Origin of the sequence: Mucilaginibacter polytrichastri (genome assembly GCF_001911425.1) — a bacterium.
Taxonomy (GTDB): domain Bacteria; phylum Bacteroidota; class Bacteroidia; order Sphingobacteriales; family Sphingobacteriaceae; genus Mucilaginibacter; species Mucilaginibacter polytrichastri.
The window spans coordinates 1522008-1539711 of record NZ_MPPL01000001.1 but is presented as its reverse complement, the minus strand read 5'-3'; the positions used below and the strand labels follow the sequence as shown (position 1 = coordinate 1539711).

Sequence of the window (17704 nt, the reverse complement as noted above, 5' to 3'; positions counted from 1 at the left end):
TAGTTAATAGTTAAGTGAAGGCCGCCCGCAAGGGGCGGCCTTTTTTTATTTACCTTTACTTGTAACGTTTGCACTTTAAGTGTGTCCTTTAGTACTATTAATCTTTTTACTATTTTTAAACCCGATACCCTATTATAAGCATATAATGATATTAAAAAAGGCCACTGTACTTGTAGTAGATGACGACCCTGATGTGTTAACGGCAGTTAAGCTGTTGCTTAAAACAGAAGTGCAAGAAGTTATTACTGATAAAAACCCCGAAAATTTAAACTGGTTGCTGCAAAAAAATCAGGTTGATATCCTTTTGTTGGATATGAATTTTAACAGCGCCATTAATACCGGTAACGAGGGCATATACTGGCTGCGCAAGGTAAAAGAGTGGAAACCCAACCTTTGCGTAATTATGATTACCGCTTATGGGGATATTGACCTTGCCGTACGCTCACTTAAAGAAGGCGCTAATGATTTTGTGGTAAAACCATGGCATAACGAAAAACTGATAGAAACCATCACCGACCTCCTGGATAAAAAAGATGGGGGCAAATCAACCAAAGCACCGGGCAAAGGCAAAGCCGGCTCTACACTAATACTGGGCGATTCTGAGGCGATGGATGACATTTTCCATAAGGTAAACAAGATTGCCCCTACCGATGCCAACATCCTGATTTTAGGCGAAAACGGAACCGGTAAGGATTTGATGGCCAAAGCCATACACGAACGTTCTCTGCGTGCAGATAAACCATTTGTAAAAGTAGATGTGGGCGCATTGACTGATACCTTGTTTGAAAGCGAACTCTTCGGCCATAAAAAAGGGGCTTTTACAGATGCCCGCGAAGACCGGCCCGGTCGCTTCGAGGATGCACACGGCGGCACACTTTTTTTAGATGAAATTGGCAACATTACCCTGCAACAGCAAGCCAAGCTGCTTACCGTACTGCAAAACAGGCAGGTTACCCGCTTAGGTACCAACAAACCAATGGATATCGACATCAGGCTGATATGCGCTACCAATGTACCATTAAGCGAACTGGCTAATGAAAACCGTTTCCGTAAAGATTTAATTTACCGGATAAACACGGTAGAAATTACTATGCCCCCTTTGCGTAAGCGCAATAACGATATTGTTTTAATAGCCAAACACTTTGCCACCCAATACGCCACGAAATATTTAAAACCGGCAATGGATTTTGATGCATCGGCAGTAACTAAACTTAAAAGCTACCATTACCCCGGCAATGTGCGCGAATTGCAATACACTATAGAACGGGCTGTAATTATGGCCGATGACCATATCCTGAAGGCCGATGATCTGATCTTCTCATCGCTTGAATCGGCCGTGGACGAAAAGGTGAGCGATAACGAAAACATACAACTGAGCGAAATGGAAAAAAACGCCATTTTACGTGTGATAGAGAAACACAACGGCAACATTACCCGCGCTGCCAAAGAGCTGGGCCTTACCCGTACCGCCCTGTACCGCAGATTAAGTAAGTATGATATTTAACCGTTACGAGTGGCGGCTGGTGCTGCGGATAATAATTATGTTTTTTACACTGGCCGCCATGTCATGGCTGGTAGTAAATGCTTACTATCTGTATACCGTTGTACTGATACCTATCGTAATTTACGAGGTGATAGAACTGATCCGCTTTCACCAAAAAGCGCAGGACGAGGTAGAGCAGTTTGTAGAATCTATCCACTACCGCGATTTTTCGCGCCACTTTGATGAGCGCCGGGCACCTAACGAATTAAAACCTTTGCGCAAAGGTTTTAATGAGATCAACTCCACCTTCAAACTCATCAGCCGCGAGCGCGAAACCCAATATTATTACCTGCAAAAAATCCTCGAGCTGGTTGATACTGGTATTTTATCGTACGAAGAAGAAACCGGCGAGGTAGCCTGGATTAACGAATCATTTAAAAAGCTGCTCGGTATCCCCTACCTAAAAACCATCAGCTCGCTACAAAAACGCGAGGAGAAACTTTATAATGAAGTAATAGAACTTAAATCGGGCGATAGCAAGGTGGTCTCCTTTACCCGCGACAGGCAGATTTTTAAGGTACTGGTATCATCCAGTATACTCCGCAGCGACGACAAGCTATACAAGCTGCTGGCTTTCCAGAATGTGAGCGAGGCTTTGGACGAAACAGAATCGAAGGCATGGTCGAAACTCTTGAACGTAATGACGCACGAAATTATGAACTCGGTTGCGCCAATATCGTCCCTGGCCGATACGCTAAAAAACCGACTGCAAAACATCGACAAAACAGGGCTCCCTTTTTTTGATGACCTGGAAGATCTGGAACTGGGGATCGACACTATTAAACGCCGCAGCGAAGGTTTACTGAAGTTTACTGAGAGTTATCGTAACCTCAACAAAATCACCAAGCTGGATCTCGAAAAAGTATTGGTTTGCGACTTATTTGAGAACCTTAATACCTTAATGCAACCCACACTCGAGAAAAAATACATTGAGCTGGATATCATTATCCGCGATCTTTCCCTTGCCATCGAAATAGATTTGAACCTCATTGAGCAGGTATTAATTAACCTGCTTATCAATGCCATAGAGGCCGTTAAAGACCAGGACGAACCACAGATCACCCTCTCGGCAGAGCTGCAGCCCAATAATAAAACCGTAATAAAAATTGCGGATAACGGCATCGGTATGCCGCCCGAGATTATCGAAAAAATCTTTATTCCCTTTTTTAGCACCCGTAAAACAGGTAGCGGTATTGGCCTTAGCTTGTGTAAACAAATTATGCTGTTGCATAAAGGTAATATCCAGGTACAATCTGTAGAAGGTAAAGGCTCGGTATTTATCCTCTCTTTTAGTTAATAATTTCTGACAAGCTTTCATCACAAATGCATTGAAGCCTTAATGCCTGTTCCATTATTTCTGACAATTTGACAACAAACACAACTTTGGACTATGAGTTGATGATTGATTGCTGACCACAATACTTACAATAAAAACATATGCAAGAAAAAGGAACAATATCAATCCACACCGAAAACATTTTCCCGATTATCAAGAAGTTTTTATACTCTGATAATGAAATATTTTTACGTGAGCTGGTATCAAACGCAGTAGATGCTACCCAAAAAATTAAACGTTTGGCTTCACTGGGCCAGTACAACGGCGAACTGGGCAACCTACAGGTAGAAGTTGCTTTAGATATAGACAATAAAACCATCACCATTTCTGACAATGGCCTGGGTATGACTGCCGATGAGATCAAGAAATACATTAACCAGATCGCATTTTCGGGTGCTACCGAGTTCGTGGAGAAATTTAAGGAAGCGAAAGATGCTAATGAAATTATCGGCCGTTTTGGCTTAGGTTTCTACTCTGCCTTTATGGTGGCTAATATCGTTGAAATAAACACCCTATCATATCAGGATGGCTCGGAACCCGCCCATTGGACTTGCGATGGCAGCACTTCATTTGAAATTAACGAAGGCACCCGTACAACCCGCGGTACCGACATTATTCTGCATATAAACGACGAATCGGAAGAGTTTTTAAGCCGCCCGCGTTTGCAGGAAATTTTAGATAAATATGCTAAATTTTTACCGGTACCTATTAAATTTGGTGTTACTGACGAGCAGGAACCAGACGGTGAAGATGAAGAAGGTAAACCAAAATACAAATCTGTTGAGGTTGATAACATCATCAATGATACCAACCCGATATGGACTAAATCGCCTAACGAACTGAAGGACGAAGATTACCTGAATTTCTATAAAGAGCTTTATCCTTATTCTGAAGATCCTTTATTCTGGATCCACCTAAATGTTGATTATCCGTTCAACCTTACCGGTGTATTATATTTCCCTAAACTGAAAAACGATTACGAATTTCAGCGTAATAAAATTAAATTATACTCTCGCCAGGTATTTATTACCGACGAGGTTAAAGACATCGTTCCTGAATTTTTGATGCTGCTACATGGTGTTATAGATTCGCCAGACATCCCTTTGAACGTATCACGTAGTTTCCTACAGGCTGATAGTAACGTTAAAAAAATCAACAGTTACATCACCAAAAAAGTGGCTGACAAACTGGCTGACTTATTTAAAGCCGACCGTAAAGCTTACGAGGATAAATGGAGCGATATTGGCCTGTTTGTAAAATACGGTTTCCTGAGTGATGATAAATTCTACGAAAAAGCGAAAGACTTTGTATTGTTAACCAATACAGCTAAAGAAACTTTTACCTTAAACGAGTACAAAGAAAAGGTAGAGCCAGCGCAAACCGGCAATGATGGCCAATTGGTATACATTTATACCAACGACCCAGACAAGCAGGATGCCTTTATTCAATCTGCCAACCGTAAAGGTTATGATGTATTGTTGATGAACTCTCCTATCGACAACCACTTTGTAAGTCATTTGGAGCAAAAACTCGAAAAAACATCAATGAAACGTGTTGACGCTGATGTTGCAGATAAACTGATAAAGAAAGATGATGCACCTGCGCATATTTTAAACGATGAGCAAAGCGCTTCTGTAAAAACCATTTTCGATTCGGCTATTAACAAGCCAGCCTTTAAGGTTGAGCTGGAAAGCTTAAGCCCAGAAGAGTTACCGGTAACTGTAACTATGGACGAGTTTATGCGCCGCATGAAAGAAATGGCTGCTATGGGCGGCGGTGGCGGCATGAGCTTTTATGGCCAGATGCCGGATAATTACAAAGTTGTTGTTAACGCCAACCACAAATTAATTACCCGCATTTTGGGCGAAGAGAATGCAGATACCCAGGCACAATTAGCTAAACAAGCATTTGATTTAGCTTTGCTATCTCAAGGTTTATTAACCGGTGCAGACTTAACTGAGTTTGTTAACCGTAGTGTTAATTTAATTTAAGCGACTTCCCCTTTGTCATTCCGACGTAGGAGGAATCTTCTTCGCCCTGCTATCGGTAATGCAAAGCGAAGAAGATCCTTCACTGCGTTCAGGATGACAAAATTTATATTATTAAAAGCTGCTCTCGGGCAGCTTTTTTTATGCGGGAAACTATTGGTATATTTATATATAATAACCAATTGAACTAATCACGTTATTGCTTCGTACCTCCACAGCAATGACGATCAATATTAATACATCAATAGCCATGAAATACCTGAAACATATTATCATCTTGTTAATTACCATTACCGCATTTAACGCAGTTAGCGCCCAGCCAACTAAAGAAGATAAAAAGAAAGCCAAACAAGATGCGGTGAAGGCATTGGTCGAATCGCAGCATTATACATTTACAGCACAGTATGCAAACCCACAGGGTGGCGGCCATCGCTTTCTTAGTTCGGACTATGATTTTAAGGTTCGGAAAGATTCGTTAATTGCTTATCTCCCTTATTTTGGCCGGGCTTATTTTGATGTGCCTTACAATTCTAATGATGGTGGCATTAAATTCACTTCAACCAAATTCACCTATACAGCAATCGCGAAGAAAAAAGGCGGCTGGGATATTAAGATTAAACCTGCTGACGTGAAATATATAGATACCATCAACATGTACATTTCGGCCGATGGTTACGCCAATGTGCAGTTTACCATTACCAATAAAAGCGCGATTTCGTTTGATGGCATTTTGATGGATAAGGAAACGAAGAGTAAGTAAATTCACATCTTCCGTCATCCCGAACTTGTTTCGGGATCCCACAGAACGAGTGAGAATCGTCCAATTTACACTAAACATATGCGATGCTGAAACAAGTTCAGCACGACGGTTGGATAATCTGAATTAGGAGTCATGCTTCCTGATCTTCACAAAAACCAACTTACTTGTAGGCGTATTACTCTTATCAGCTACACTACTTAGTGGTATCAATACATTTCCTTCGGGATAATAAACGGCTGTGTTACGCTCCGGAATATCATAAGCTACGATAATGAATAGCCGCGCAATCCGCTCCTGCCCATCATAATGGCTGGAAATATCCACCTGATCTCCTGCTTTAAAACCTGCTTTTGAAATATCCTTCGCATTCATAAATATTACCCGGCGCTCGTTGTGAATGCCCCGGTAACGATCTTCCAGGCCATAAATAGTCGTATTAAACTGGTCGTGGCTGCGTATGGTGGTCAGGTAATATTCGTCAGCTTCTGGTTTGTGCATCGGTAAACCCGCCACATTAAAGGCTGCTTTGCCACCCCAATCATCCGTCTCAAATTTACCGGCGCGGGGTGCATTGGGTAAATAAAAACCACCCGGCCTGCGAATCTGTTTGTTGTATTCCTCAAAACCGGGGATCACCTTTTCAATATCATCGCGAATGTTATCGTAACTTTCCATGTACCGGTCCCAGTTTACTACAGACCTGCTACCTAATACTGCTTTGGCCAGATAACAAACAATGTAAGATTCGCTCATTAAATCATCAGAAACGGGTTTAAGCATGCCCTTAGACTGCTGCACCACCCCCATTGAATTTTCGCAGCTTACCAATTGCGGTACGCCATTAATCTCATCCTTATCACTCCGTGCAAAGGTTGGTAATATGATTGATTCTTCGCCCGTAATTAAATGCCCGCGGTTAAGTTTGGTTGATACATTAACCGTTAGCCTCGTTTTACGCATGGCCTCTGCTGTAAAAGTGGTATCAGGCGTGGCCGATAAAAAATTACCGCCCATGGCAAAGAATACTTTTAGACGGCCATCGTGCATGGCCTTAATAGAATCCACAGCGTCAAATCCATGTGCCGTTGGCGGGTCGAAACCGTAAACTTCTTTGATTTTAACCAGTTGTTTTTCATACGGTTTATCATAGATCATCATGGTGCGGTTGCCTTGCACATTACTATGGCCGCGTACGGGACACAATCCAGCCCCTGGCTTGCCGATGCTACCTTTAAGCAATACTAGGTTAGTAATTTCTTTAACCACGTCTACACCGTTCTTTTGCTGTGTAACACCCATGGCCCAGCATACTATGATCTTGCTTTTATGCTTCAGCATTTCGGCAGCAGCCTCAATCTGGCCTACAGGGATCCCGCAGGCTTCGGCCAACTCTGCAACCTTGTATTGCTTTATATGTTCGATAAACTGCTCATAATTAACCGTATTTTCCTGGATGAATTTATGATCGAAAACCTGGTCTGGTGTTTCAATCTCAGCTTGGTATAATAACAGTTCAATGGCTTTTAACAAGGCCATGTCACCGTTAATTTTCACCTGCAAATACAGGTCGGCAATGTCTACACCACTGCCTACTATGCCCTTAACTGTTTGCGGATCTTTAAATGCAATTAACCCTGCCTCTTTCAATGGGTTTACGGCAATGATCTTAGCGCCGTTCTCCTTGGCCTTTCGCAGCGCCGTAAGCATCCGCGGGTGATTGGTACCTGGGTTTTGGCCGATGATCATCAGCACTTCGGCATCGTGGATATCGTTCAGTGTAACCGTCCCCTTACCTATACCAATAGATTCGGCCAAACCAACACTGGTAGACTCGTGACACATATTGGAGCAATCGGGCATGTTATTAGTGCCAAACTCCTTGGTAAACAATTGGTAAATAAACGAAGCCTCATTACTGGTACGGCCCGAGGTATAAAAGGCTGCCTCATTGGGCGAATCTAATCCGTTTAGGTGCTCGGCAATTTTGGTAAACGCCCAATCCCAGGTTACGGGCTGATAATGCGTACCTCCTTTGGGCAGGTAAACAGGTTGTGCAATCCGCCCTTTTTTACCGATTTCCATGTCGCTTAGCTTAGCCAGGTCAGCCAATGAATTTTCGGCAAAAAACTCACCTGTTAGTTTTTTAGTGGTCGCTTCTTCGGCCAGTGCTTTAGCGCCATTCTCACAATATTCCGCAACCGGCGAGCGGTCGTCATCAGGGTCGGGCCAGGCACAGCTGGAACAGTCGAAGCCATGCTTCTGATTCATTTTGAGCAAGGCTCCCATGCCACGGGTTGGGCCGGTTTCTTCCAGTATATCTGCAAAGGCAGCCAAAACTGCAGGTACACCGGCTGCCCATTTTTTAGGCTCAGTTACCTTTAGTTTATCAGATAGCTCTTCCGGGTTTTCGGCATTTGGCCGCGGCACTTCTGGTATTAGTTGCTGATCTTTACGCATGGTTTTTAGCAGCTAAAGGATTAGGGTAATTATCACTTTGATCTTCCTCTACGTTATCGAGGCAGGTAAAATCTTTCTCAATCAGCAATTGCAGCGGGCCGCCATTGCCTTTAATACCTACACGGTCGGTACCTGTCCAGTCATCGGCCAGCGCCTCTGGCACAAACAGCGTAATAATGTTGTTTTTAAAGGTGGCAAACAAATCAGCCTGTATGGTACGCTGCAAAACGTAAGTAAGGGTATCATCACCAAAATCAACCACTTCTTTCATTACGCCTTCCTGGGCAAAATGTTCAACTTCACTTTTGGTTAGCCGGTAACGCAGGGCGTTGGCCTTAATCCTTATTTTCATATGCAGGGGTAATGGTTATAATATTGGTTATTCGTTGTGGTGCGGTATAGATATTAAAACGCTGATTGCGCAAAAAGCCTACCAGGGTAACATTAAATTCTTCGGCCAGCTGCACAGCCAGAGTGGATGGTGCGCCCACAGCTGCGATAATGTTAATACCTGCCATTACTGCCTTTTGTACCAGCTCAAAACTGGCGCGACCGCTTAGTAACAGCACGTGCTGATTTAGTGGCAGTAAATAATTATTTAATGCTGCGCCAATGAGTTTATCCAAAGCATTATGCCGGCCTACATCTTCGCGAACGATTATCAGCTCGCCATTGGGGGTAAATAAAGCCGAGGCATGCAGACCGCCCGTATCGGCAAATACTTCCTGGCTTGCCTGCAAAATATCCGGTAAATCAATCAGCGTTTGCGCATGGATACTGTTAATATTTTCATTCTGTAAGTTATGCCCGCTTACCGTACGTATGGCATTGATAGAACCCTTTCCACACACACCGCAACTGGATGTGGTATAAAAGTTCCGTTCGCTGTTTCTGAGATTTGGGGTAATGCCGGCCTTTAGGCTTACCTGTATCACATTTTCTTTATTTTCGGCACAGGCTATAAAACAATGTGAGGCTTCGGCCACATCGCTGCTGTTTTTAATGATGCCTTCGGTAAATAAAAAACCCGTAGCCAGCTCGATATCGTTACCCGGCGTACGCATGGTAACAGATACATTTTGCACCTGCCGCTGCCCGGTTTCACCATACTCCAGCCTGATCTCCAAAGGCTCTTCTGCAGCCAGCATATCTGTCTGCGCAAAACGGCCTTCGCTGTTCACTTTTATAATAGGTAATATGGCGATGGATTCGGCAATCATATTTAAATATACAATTGGTATATCGATTTGTTATAATTTGTTGATGAGCTAATTTGCCAACTAAAAAACATCAAAAAATTAGCTCATCAACAAATTAAAATCAATCTTCCGGATGTAAGCTTATATGCAGCGAGCTTATAATTAAGCCCGTCCACCCGGTTTGGTGAGAGGCACCCAGGCCTTTGCCTGTATCCCCGTCAAAATATTCATGAAATAGCATATGATCTGTAAAAGCAGGGTCGGTTTGTATTTTAGTATTGGTGCCAAATACCGGCCGTGTGCCATTTGCGTTTTTGGTGAAGATATTCGACAAACGCTTGCGCAGTTCATCAGCTATTTGTTTAAGATTCATAAATACGCCTGATCCGGTTGGGCATTCTACCTTAAATTCATCGCCATAATACTGATAAAAACGTTCCAAACTTTCAACTATCAGGTAATTCATGGGCATCCAGATGGGGCCGCGCCAGTTGCTGTTACCACCAAATAAGCCGCTGTCGCTTTCGGCAGGCAGATACTTCACGCTAAACTCTTCGCCACCGGCCATAATACGAAAAGGATTATCAAGATGGTATTTAGATACCGAACGGATACCGTAATCACTCAAAAATTCTCCCTCATCCAGCATGTACTTCAGCAGCATTTTCATCCGGTGGCCACGCAGCAGGCTTACCAACCGCTTGCCATCAGCATTACTCTCGTTTAGGCGCGAGATCTGATCTGCCAGATCGGGCCGGTTATCGTAGAACCATTTTAAACGCTGGCTAAATATCGGGCTGTTCAACACCTCTGCATCGTCCAGCACCTCTACAGCAAACAAGGGAATTAATCCTACTACACTTCTTACTTTCAATCGTTTGGTGGTGCCATCCGGCAATTCCAGTCCATCGTAAAAAAAGCCATCCTCTTCATCCCATAAACCCTCGTTCCCCTCGCCCATGCTCGACATGGCACCTGCGATGTACATAAAGTGGTCGAAAAACTTAACCGCAATTTCTTCGTAAGTTTTATTGGTGGTTGAAAGCTCAATGGCAATACGCATGAGGTTAAGTGAGTACATGGCCATCCAACTGGTACCATCGGCCTGCTCAATATAACCTCCTGTTGGCAATGGTGCATTACGGTCGAACACGCCGATATTATCCAAACCCAGAAATCCGCCCTCAAAAATATTGTTGCCTGCCGAATCCTTTCGGTTTACCCACCAGGTAAAGTTGAGCATCAGTTTATGAAATACAGTCTCCAGAAAAAACAGGTCGCCCTGCCCTCCATTTGCCTTTTTGTCAATTTTATAAACATTCCAGCTGGCCATGGCATGCACAGGCGGGTTAGTATCGCCCATGGCCCACTCATAAGCCGGGAGTTGACCATTAGGATGCATATACCATTCGCGCGTAAGCAGCATTAATTGCTGTTTGGCAAACTCAGGGTCAACCTTGGCAAGCGGCAGGCAATGGAAAGAGAGATCCCAGGCGGCAAACCAGGGATATTCCCATTTATCGGGCATCGAAATAATTTCGCGCGCAGTTAAATGCTGCCAGTCGGCATTACGCATCTTAAAGCGTTCGGCCGGTGGTTTTGGCTGGTCGGGGTCGCCTTGCAGCCATTGATACACGTTGTAGTTGTAAAACTGCTTGGTCCACAACATGCCGGCAAAGGCCTGGCGTTGCACCAGTGTTACATCCGGGTTGGGGTTATTTTGCTGAAGATCGGCATAAAACTGATCGGCTTCCTCAATCCGGGTATTAAAAATAGCCTCGAAATCGCTAAAGTTATTGGCCGGGTTCTTAGTCAACCGCAGGCATAGCGTAACACTTTTACGTGCAGGTACCACCAAATCGTAACTGGCACTGGCTTTGGTGCCTTTTTGCTGCGGGTTAACCGTAGCCGCGCCATTTACCACATGGTTATTAATCCCGTCTTTGGGATAGGGCTTACCATTATCATAGTTGTATAAAAGCTTAGTATTGCTTTCGTTATCGCAAAAAAGCCAGGTGGGGTTGCCATCGGCCATTAACCAATATTCACCAATATTTTTGTTGTAAATGCCGATAGTTTTAGGCGATTCGACACTAATATTGGGCACGCTTACGTGCCTGCCCCAAGCCCAGGTATTACGAAACCAAACCGTAGGTAATACATTAATAGGGGCATCAATACCGGCGCGGTTATGCACGGTTATTTTAATCAATATATCATCGGGCGCATTTTTAGCATATTCAACAAACACATCAAAATATTCGTCGCGCTCAAAAATGCCGGTATCAATCAATTCAAACTCGGGTTCGCTGCGCGATCGTTGTTTATTTACATCCTTTAACTGCTCGTAAGGGTATGCCTGCTGCGGGTATTTATACAGCATTTTCATGTACGAGTGTGTAGGCGTGCTATCCAGGTAATAATAAAGTTCCTTTACATCCTCGCCATGGTTACCTTCCGGGTTGCTGAGGCCAAAATACCGCTCTTTTAAAATAGGGTCTTTTTTATTCCACAAACCAATGGCAAAACACAAATACTGCTGGTCGTCACAAATACCGGCAATACCTTCCTCGCTCCAGCGGTAGGCTTTGCTTCGGGCCATATCGTGGTTAATGTAGTTCCAGGCGTCGCCATCGGCGCTATAATCTTCACGTACTGTACCCCACTGGCGGTCGCTTACGTAGGGCCCCCAGTGTTTCCAACTGGCGTCTTTGAGCCTTGTTTGTTCGGGATTCATCTATTAGTTAAATATGAGAACTCAATTATAATTTATAATAACGAAACTTAAATATAAAGATTGATGTAAAAGGTTTTATTTTACAATAAGAATAGCTTTACTAATTTGCAGATAATATGAGGCCGATCGGGATTCCAGATTACATTAATCATTACATCAATGGCAAGATTGAACCTGCAGAGGTTTATGCAGCCTATCAAAAACTTCGTAAAAGCGGGCCGCCGGATGTAACCATTTCCATACCTGCCTATAACGAAGAGCTTACCATTGTACAAACCCTGGCTTCGCTTTGTAATAATATTACAGGCAGGGCGGTAGAAATTGTGGTGGTTAACAATAACTCTAAAGATAAAACCGAAGAACTGGTTAAGGCCTGCGGTGTTACCTGCGTAGTGCAAACCATACAGGGCATTACCGTATCGCGCAATATGGGTTTGGATACCGCAACCGGTAAGTACATTTTAAATGCCGATGCAGACACCATTTACCCTAAAGACTGGATTGAAGAAATGGTAAAGCCGCTCGACTCTGACAAGGTGGCTATTACTTATGGCCGCTTCTCGTTTATCCCGGTTGGCAGCACCGGCAGGTTCACTTATTTTTTTTACGAATACATTGCCGATTTTACCCGGCTTTACAATAAGCATTTCAAAAACGAGGCCGTAAATGTTTATGGCTTTAACTCGGGTTTCCGCCGCGAGCAAGGCCTGCAGGTTGACAGCTTTAACCACCCGCCGGGAACCAATGAAGATGGTTTTCTGGCTTTAAAATTAAAAAATAAAGGGTTCGGCAATTTATACCAGGTAAAAAGCCCCAAAGCCATTGTTTGGACTACTGACAGGCGTATACAGATTGATGGCGGTATATGGAAAGCAACCTTTAAACGCCTGAAAAGAGTGTTTGGATAAATAGTGCTTATAAATTACGATAACTGAAACTGCAAACTTGCTTTTTACGTAAAAGTTATAAAACAACATCACACTTTTTAAGGTATCTTTAACAATACCAAATTTCACACAAGAAACATCTCCGAGAAAATGGGTTTAACTGATTCTGGCCGTACTAAAATCCTTGTTGCAGAGGATGATGCATATATGCAGCTCATTCTTAAAAAATTCCTCAGCAAAACGTATGACGTTGAAATTTGCCCAACAGCTATGGATGCACTTTCATACCTTCAAAATGGTAACATCCCCGATCTGATCATATCTGATCTGAACACACCGAACCTGAGTGGTTTAGAACTGGTAGCCCAATTGCATGCAAGCGACTTTTTTAAATCTATCCCGGTGATCATCCTCTCGGGCGAGGACAGTTCTGACACCCGGATTAAGTGCCTGGACAGTGGTGCCGACGATTTTATTGTGAAACCGTTTAACCCGGCCGAAGTGGAAGCAAGAGTAAGAGCTATTTTAAGACGTATTGGGAAAATAACATATTAATTTATGGGAGACTCTACTTTAGCAGATACCAACATACAATACCTGGCTGTAATACATGGCGCAGAAGAGGTTATAGCTATGCTTAACTGCTGCGACTTTGAAGAGAAGCAGATATTGTATTTTAATAACGGCGTAGAACTTGCCACCGCCTGGGAAAGTAAAAAGTTAAACATTGTGGCTATTATTTCGCAAAGCGAAATACTGGCACCATCGGGCATTACTTTACTGGAAGCCTTTAAAAACAAGGGCTTACCTAATGTACCCTTTTTCCTTATTTCAAATCAGCTTAATAGTAACCTCCGGAAACTGGCACTTGATGCCGGTGTTGTTGATGTATTTAAGGCCCCGGCCAAAATGCACAAAGTACAGTTGAGGGTTAACTTTTTGGCCGACCACTGGAAAGATATTAAAAGCAAAGTACACGAAAAGGTTAACGATACTTACATGGTACCACGCGGTAAACGCGCGTTTGATATTTTCTTTTCGGGCATGGCATTGCTAATGCTTTCTCCTGTTTTTCTGATCATTTACTTACTAGTGAGGCTGGAATCAAAAGGCCCTGCATTTTATTACTCGCTACGTGTGGGTACCGGTTACCGGGTATTTAAGTTTTACAAATTCAGGTCGATGTATGTAAATGCAGACCAGCGCCTTAAGGACCTTAAACACCTTAACCAATACACTGCCGGCGGTGCAGATGCACCAAGCACTCCGCCTGTGGCCCACAATGCCCCGGTTGAAACCCAAAAAGCGGTATCGCCAACACCTGTTACCACGATGCTGTGTAATGATTGTCTAAAAGGTGGCAAATGCCAGTTCCCGGTTTATGCAGATAAAATTAGCTGGTGCGAAAAAGATTATGCCAGCAATAAGAAATCGGCAGCAGGTTCGGCTTTCTTTAAACTGAAGAATGACCCGCGGATTACCAAGATTGGTAACTTTATCCGCAATACCAGCATTGATGAACTGCCACAACTTTGGAACGTTTTTATAGGCGATATGAGCATTGTAGGCAACCGCCCCCTCCCACTCTACGAAGCCGAAAAACTAACCACCGATAAATATGCACTACGCTTTAATGCCCCGGCAGGCATCACCGGCCTTTGGCAGGTAGAAAAACGTGGCAAAGGCGATATGAGCGAAGAAGAACGCCTGATGCTTGATAACGTGTATGCAAAAAACCACAGCTTGAAAAACGATTTAAGATTGATATTTAAAACTATACCGGCGCTATTGCAAAAGGAAAGTGTTTAATTCTATTGTCAGTTAGCAGTTGTCTGGTGTAAGCACTATAAAAGCAAAAGGCTCAACTTTAAAAGTTGAGCCTTTTGCTTTTATAAATCTCCACTTATCATAAAGTTATGAACTGCTTTAAGCCTGTTAGGTTTATGATAGATAGATTGCAACCTGTCCTGTGGGATCCTGAAACGAGTTCAGGACGACATGCAGGTCACAGACAACTGATAACAGCTAACCGGCAACAATCCTAAACCCTTACCCATTCCTTTGCATCAAAATCATACTTCTTAATTACCTTAGCAGGATTACCCGCCGCAACAGAAAATGGTGGAATACTTTTAGTAACCACTGCACCACCGGCTACTACACTGTGCTTGCCTATGGTTACACCAGAGGTAATAACCACGTTGGCGGCTATCCAGCAATCGTCTTCAATAATAATAGGGCTGGTAATAACCGGCTGATCAACTATCGGTACGTTAACATCTGTGTAAACATGGTTTAGGGCACTGGCCACTATATTTTGGGCAAATATCACGTTATTACCCACTGTAACCGGGCCGATAATTACGTTGCTCATACCAATCAGCGTACGGTTCCCTATCAATACATCGCCTACGCCGTTATTAATAGTCGAGAAGCTTTCAATAGCGGAGTTTGCACCCAATTCGAAACGGTTAAAAGGCAGCACATCCAAACGAATGCGCGAATGCACCACTGCACCCTTGCCCCGTTTATGGATAAAAGGATTTACAAACCATTTAACCCAAAGGCGTGGTCGCGCTTCGCCGCTTGGTATCAACATCCAGTGTACAAAGGCTTTTAGCGATGGGTTCTCTTTTATCTTTTCCTTTAATGACATGGTGTGCTTGTTATTTTCTTTTTGCTTTTTCCCATACAGCGCTTTGCCTGCCTGCCATATACCTGAATATACCACGGATAACCGCATAATTCATCATGCAAAAATAGTAAGGAATAAATAATATCTTGATTTTAATCTGCCTGGTTTCCAAGATCCAGCCGAGTAATGACATCATGTAAAACATCACCTGGCCAAGCAACAGTAACTCATACAATAAGCTATTATAACCGCTGGTTACAATAATCATATTCAGGATAACCGAAAGAATCATCAGAAACGGCACAACCGTCCACCGCAACACGCGGTGGCTCACGTACTGAAACGTTAGCACAGGCTGTTTAAATGGATTTAACAAACTTTTTAACCACACGATAGATTGTATACCACCTGCCGCAATCCTGATCTTACGTTTTAGCTCTTCGCCCACGCTTTCAGATCCATTTTCCGTGGCGTAAGCCTCCGGTTCATAAATTACGCGGTAACCGTCGCCGGCCACCAGTAAAGAGATCATAAAATCATCCAGTATGGTATTAACCGGTACGGGGCGGTATAGATTGGTACGGATACTAAAAAGCTCGCCTGCTGCGCCAACAACGGTATGCAATTCGGCATCCCAGGTTTTAAGTTTCGATTCGTACTTCCAGTAAAAACCTTCGCCGGCAGTGGCATCGGCTGTTTCATCGGCATGTACACGTTTTTCTCCGGCCACTGCCCCAATTTCAGGATCGGCATAATGGCGGCATATCTTGATCAGCGCATCGGTATTTAAAAAAGTATTGGCATCTGTAAAAACTACTACATCTGTAGTAACCGTATCCATAGCGCGGTGCACCGCTGCAATTTTACCGCTCCTGCCCTCTTTATGCATTAATTTTATTTGAGGATAAGCTGCCACCAGTTCGGGCGTGCTGTCGGTAGAGCCATCGGTAACAAAAACAAAGTCAACTTTGCCAGCCGGGTAATTGAGTGCTAGCGTATTTTTGATCTTCTCAATAATAAAATCCTCCTCATTATACGCAGCCACAATTAATGTACAACTGGGCATCGATACCAAATCTACTATCGGGGGCACCGGCTTACCCTTAACGGCCCGTTTAATTTTTATGAGTATAAAAAGTAAAATGCCGTATCCAAAAAAGGCATAAAAAACAATGAACAGGCTAAGCCAGAGTGCTATTTTCATTTATCGTGTAATGGGGTATCCTAAATTTTCGCTATCCTTTTTCTCGGTAATATTCCACCAAATGGCTTTTAGTAAAAGGGTTGTAAAACCTTTTTGCTTGTTTTTCTGGTAAGTGATGATGTTTCGCGGGGTAACCAATACTACAAAGTAAACATAAAAAAACATCCTGTTTATAAACGGCGCATTACGGCGGATAAACAAAATACGATTACGATTCATAAAGTACTCCTTCAAACCACTCGCCTTACCTACCGAAACCGACTCTTTATGGTAGATCAATGCCTGCGGTACAAACCATATTTCGTAACCAGCCTTTTTAATACGGTCGCACCAATCCATTTCTTCGTAGTACAAAAAGAAATTTTCGGCCATTAAACCAGCCTTATCCATCGCTTCGCGCTTTAACATCATGGCTGCACCATGTGCATAACCTGTTGGGCCTAGTTTATCATCATATTGGCCATTATCCGGTTCAAACTGCCCAATGCAGTAGTTACGGCAGGTGTAATAATTCATTTCGGTAAAACCTGCATATTGCAGTGTACCAGGCTGATCGAAATACCTGATTTTGGGCGATACCAAACCAACATTAGGGTTGGTATCCAAAACATTAGCCAGAGTTTCTATTAGCCCGGCAGTAAATTCGGTATCGTTATTTACAAAGAATAAATATTCGCCTTTTGCTTCTTTTATACCTAAATTGTTACCACCGGCAAAACCAAGGTTCAGGTTAGACCGTATAAACTTTATAGCGGGGTATTTTTGCTCCCATTCGGGCACGCTATTTACCTTGCTTCCGTTATCAACAACTATAATTTCTATCTCTAAATATGCGTTAGTATTAGCAATAGACAACAAAAGTTGCTCGGTGATAAAACTTTGATTAAAATTAACCGTAATGACAGAGACTGTTTTTTTCATTTTAAATACGCGTTGTTAAACGTAACAAACAGCCGAT

14 protein-coding genes are annotated in these 17704 nt (G+C 43.1%); 7 read left to right on the top strand and 7 right to left on the bottom strand.

Annotation, left to right across the window (positions count from 1 at the left end):
• The first annotated feature begins 145 nt into the window (after positions 1 to 145).
• The 4 genes from RG47T_RS06725 to RG47T_RS06710 all read left to right on the top strand — a co-directional run bounded on the left by RG47T_RS06725 (position 146) and on the right by RG47T_RS06710 (position 5627).
• Complete coding sequence (locus RG47T_RS06725) at positions 146 to 1504, top strand: sigma-54-dependent transcriptional regulator (protein WP_074488708.1); 1359 nt, start codon at positions 146 to 148, stop codon at positions 1502 to 1504.
• Positions 1494 to 2840, top strand: coding sequence for a sensor histidine kinase (locus tag RG47T_RS06720; RefSeq protein WP_074488707.1), 1347 nt, complete (start codon positions 1494 to 1496; stop codon positions 2838 to 2840). Before RG47T_RS06725 ends, RG47T_RS06720 begins: the two co-directional genes overlap by 11 nt.
• A gap of 140 nt (positions 2841 to 2980) precedes the next feature.
• Entirely contained in the window at positions 2981 to 4870 is a 1890-nt protein-coding gene (htpG, locus tag RG47T_RS06715) for a molecular chaperone HtpG (protein ID WP_074488706.1), read from the top strand.
• Between the two features lie 217 nt (positions 4871 to 5087).
• Positions 5088 to 5627: a DUF4251 domain-containing protein gene (locus tag RG47T_RS06710; protein WP_083627317.1), complete on the top strand. Its 540-nt coding sequence runs from the start codon at positions 5088 to 5090 to the stop codon at positions 5625 to 5627.
• 123 nt (positions 5628 to 5750) lie between these two features.
• Here the strand turns inward: RG47T_RS06710 and RG47T_RS06705 are convergent, their stop codons facing one another.
• The 4 genes from RG47T_RS06705 to RG47T_RS06690 all read right to left on the bottom strand — a co-directional run bounded on the left by RG47T_RS06705 (position 5751) and on the right by RG47T_RS06690 (position 12020).
• Positions 5751 to 8084 (bottom strand): FdhF/YdeP family oxidoreductase, encoded by a 2334-nt coding sequence (locus RG47T_RS06705; protein ID WP_074488705.1) that lies wholly within the window; start codon positions 8082 to 8084, stop codon positions 5751 to 5753.
• Positions 8077 to 8436 carry a DUF7009 family protein gene (locus tag RG47T_RS06700; RefSeq protein WP_074488704.1) on the bottom strand — a complete coding sequence of 120 codons (360 nt, stop codon included), beginning with the start codon at positions 8434 to 8436 and terminating at the stop codon, positions 8077 to 8079. The genes RG47T_RS06705 and RG47T_RS06700 overlap by 8 nt, the downstream gene beginning before the upstream one ends.
• Positions 8420 to 9304, bottom strand: coding sequence for a formate dehydrogenase accessory sulfurtransferase FdhD (gene fdhD, locus RG47T_RS06695; protein ID WP_074488703.1), 885 nt, complete (start codon positions 9302 to 9304; stop codon positions 8420 to 8422). Before fdhD ends, RG47T_RS06700 begins: the two co-directional genes overlap by 17 nt.
• Positions 9305 to 9404: 100 nt before the next feature.
• Positions 9405 to 12020 carry an MGH1-like glycoside hydrolase domain-containing protein gene (locus tag RG47T_RS06690; RefSeq protein ID WP_074488702.1) on the bottom strand — a complete coding sequence of 872 codons (2616 nt, stop codon included), beginning with the start codon at positions 12018 to 12020 and terminating at the stop codon, positions 9405 to 9407.
• 116 nt (positions 12021 to 12136) lie between these two features.
• Here RG47T_RS06690 and RG47T_RS06685 point away from each other — a divergent pair, with 116 nt between their 5' ends.
• The 3 genes from RG47T_RS06685 (at position 12137) to RG47T_RS26955 (ending at position 14716) form a co-directional block, all read left to right on the top strand.
• Positions 12137 to 12928 carry a glycosyltransferase family 2 protein gene (locus tag RG47T_RS06685; protein WP_074488701.1) on the top strand — a complete coding sequence of 264 codons (792 nt, stop codon included), beginning with the start codon at positions 12137 to 12139 and terminating at the stop codon, positions 12926 to 12928.
• A gap of 129 nt (positions 12929 to 13057) precedes the next feature.
• Positions 13058 to 13462: a response regulator transcription factor gene (locus tag RG47T_RS06680; protein ID WP_074488700.1), complete on the top strand. Its 405-nt coding sequence runs from the start codon at positions 13058 to 13060 to the stop codon at positions 13460 to 13462.
• Positions 13463 to 13465: 3 nt separating this feature from the next.
• Positions 13466 to 14716: a sugar transferase gene (locus tag RG47T_RS26955; protein ID WP_083627316.1), complete on the top strand. Its 1251-nt coding sequence runs from the start codon at positions 13466 to 13468 to the stop codon at positions 14714 to 14716.
• A gap of 232 nt (positions 14717 to 14948) precedes the next feature.
• Here the strand turns inward: RG47T_RS26955 and RG47T_RS06670 are convergent, their stop codons facing one another.
• The 3 genes from RG47T_RS06670 to RG47T_RS06660 are packed head-to-tail and all read right to left on the bottom strand — an operon-like array spanning position 14949 to position 17667.
• Positions 14949 to 15563: an acyltransferase gene (locus tag RG47T_RS06670; RefSeq protein WP_074493194.1), complete on the bottom strand. Its 615-nt coding sequence runs from the start codon at positions 15561 to 15563 to the stop codon at positions 14949 to 14951.
• Between the two features lie 10 nt (positions 15564 to 15573).
• Positions 15574 to 16746 (bottom strand): glycosyltransferase family 2 protein, encoded by a 1173-nt coding sequence (locus tag RG47T_RS06665; protein WP_074488699.1) that lies wholly within the window; start codon positions 16744 to 16746, stop codon positions 15574 to 15576.
• Positions 16747 to 17667, bottom strand: coding sequence for a glycosyltransferase family 2 protein (locus RG47T_RS06660; RefSeq protein ID WP_074488698.1), 921 nt, complete (start codon positions 17665 to 17667; stop codon positions 16747 to 16749).
• Positions 17668 to 17704 lie beyond the last annotated feature (37 nt).